Source organism: Streptomyces anatolicus, from assembly GCF_019400875.1.
In the GTDB taxonomy this organism is placed as follows: domain Bacteria; phylum Actinomycetota; class Actinomycetes; order Streptomycetales; family Streptomycetaceae; genus Streptomyces; species Streptomyces anatolicus.
In genome coordinates this window covers 1-1,747 of the sequence record NZ_WMBF01000780.1, presented here as the reverse complement: position 1 = coordinate 1,747, position 1,747 = coordinate 1, and the positions used below count along the sequence as shown (strand labels likewise).

Genomic DNA, 1,747 nt, shown 5'->3' with positions numbered 1-1,747 from the left:
GGACGGGAAGGCGGCGGGCCTGATCAGCTCGCGCCCCAGCCGCCGTCCAGGGGCAGCGAGGCTCCGGTGATGTAGCTGGTGTGCGGACCGCAGAGCCACAGGGCGGCGGCGGCGACCTCTTCGGCCTCCAGGAGCCGTTTGACCGGGGCGCGGGTGAGCAGGACGTCGGAGAGGACGTCGTCGGGGCTGATGCCGTGGGCCGCGGCCTGGTCCTGGATCTGGCCCTCGACCAGCGGGGTGCGGACATAGCCGGGGTTCACGCAGTTGCTGGTCACGCCGTGCGGGGCGCCCTCGACGGCGGTGACCTTGCTCAGGCCCTCAAGGGCGTGCTTGGCCGTGACGTAGGCGCTCTTGAACGCGCTGGCGCGCAGTCCGTGGACGCTGGAGATGTTGATCACCCGGCCCCATCCGCCCGCGTACATGTGCGGCAGTACACGGCGGATCAGCAGGAACGGCGCCGTGACCATCACCCGCTGCATGAGCGCGAAGCGATCCGGCGGGAACTCGTGGAGGGCGGCGACGTGCTGCAGCCCGGCGTTGTTGACGAGGATGTCGATGTCGGAGGGCAGGGTGTCGATGATGTCCGCGTCGGCCAGGTCGGCGGTGTGCGCCACACCGCCGATGGCGTCGGCAACCGTCTTGGCCTTCTCGGCGTCCAGGTCGACCACGTGGACCTCCGCACCGGCGGCGGCGAGGGCGGCGGCGCAGGCCAGGCCGATGCCGCTGCCGCCACCGGTCACCAGTGCGGCACGGCCGGACAGGTTCACGCCACCCGTGGCCGAGACGGTCGGCCCCAACTGTTGCGAGGATGCAAATTCCCTGGTCATGGCCGGAAACAGTAGAGTCACCGCGCCGACTCGCCTATGGGAACAAGCACCACAATGACCCGCCAGAAGGTGGCAGTCCCCGCTATGCCCACGTCTGAAGCGGGAGCTTTGTCCCCGCTGCTCGATGCTCCTGGTGGCTCAGCGACCGAGGGGGCAGGTGGTGAGGAGCGTCGCCGCGTCGGCCGTGGGAGGACGAGGCACGGTACGACTGGCCGGCGGCAGGCCGGAATGCGCCAGCCACCCCTCCATGGCGGTGAACGCCGACCGGTGACACGGGACGAGCGGCCGCAGCCGGTCGGGGAAGGTGTCCACCAGGGAGTCGGTGTGCGTGCCGCCCTCGACGCGGTAGTAGCGGTGCAGGTCGCCGCGGCCTGCCTGGCGCACCATGCGGGCGTAGACGTCGGAGTCCTTGCTGATGGGCAGCAGCACGTCCAGGGTGCCGTGGACGGTGATCAAGGGCTTACCGATGCGGCCGGTCAGGGCGATTCGCTGCACGGCGCGGCGCACTTCCGCGGGGCGCGAGGCGTAGTCGTAATCCGCGTCGCAGGCCGGGCTTCCCGGGGCGCAGTACGGAGTGCCGGCTTCCGTCGGGCCGTCGAAGCCGGGGTCGATCTCCTCGCGGTAGATGCGCTGGGTGAGGTCCCAGTACGCCTTGTGGTGGTACGGCCACAGGAACTCCGACCCGGCCGGGTACCCGGCGGCGTGCATCGCCTTCCGCGCCTCTTCGGCACCGGGCCCTCCGGCCTCGTACGCGGGGTAGTGGCGCAGGGCGGGCGGCAGGAACGTGAGCAGGTTCGGCCCGTCGGCGCGCCAGAGCGTGCCTTCCCAGTCCACGCCGCCGTCGTACAGCTCGGGGTGGTTCTCCAGCTGCCAGCGGACCAGATAGCCGGCGTTGGACATGCCGGTGGCCAGGGTCCGGG

The 1,747-nt window shown here is 71.1% G+C and carries 2 protein-coding genes; both read right to left on the bottom strand.

What is annotated here, in order from left to right; translation table 11 throughout:
• Positions 1-23 precede the first annotated feature (23 nt).
• Positions 24-827: a 3-hydroxybutyrate dehydrogenase gene (locus GKQ77_RS32395; RefSeq protein ID WP_219692720.1), complete on the bottom strand. Its 804-nt coding sequence runs from the start codon at positions 825-827 to the stop codon at positions 24-26.
• A gap of 138 nt (positions 828-965) precedes the next feature.
• Positions 966-1,747 (bottom strand): 3-hydroxybutyrate oligomer hydrolase family protein (locus tag GKQ77_RS32390; protein ID WP_219692719.1); only part of this gene is annotated, 782 nt, incomplete at its 5' end.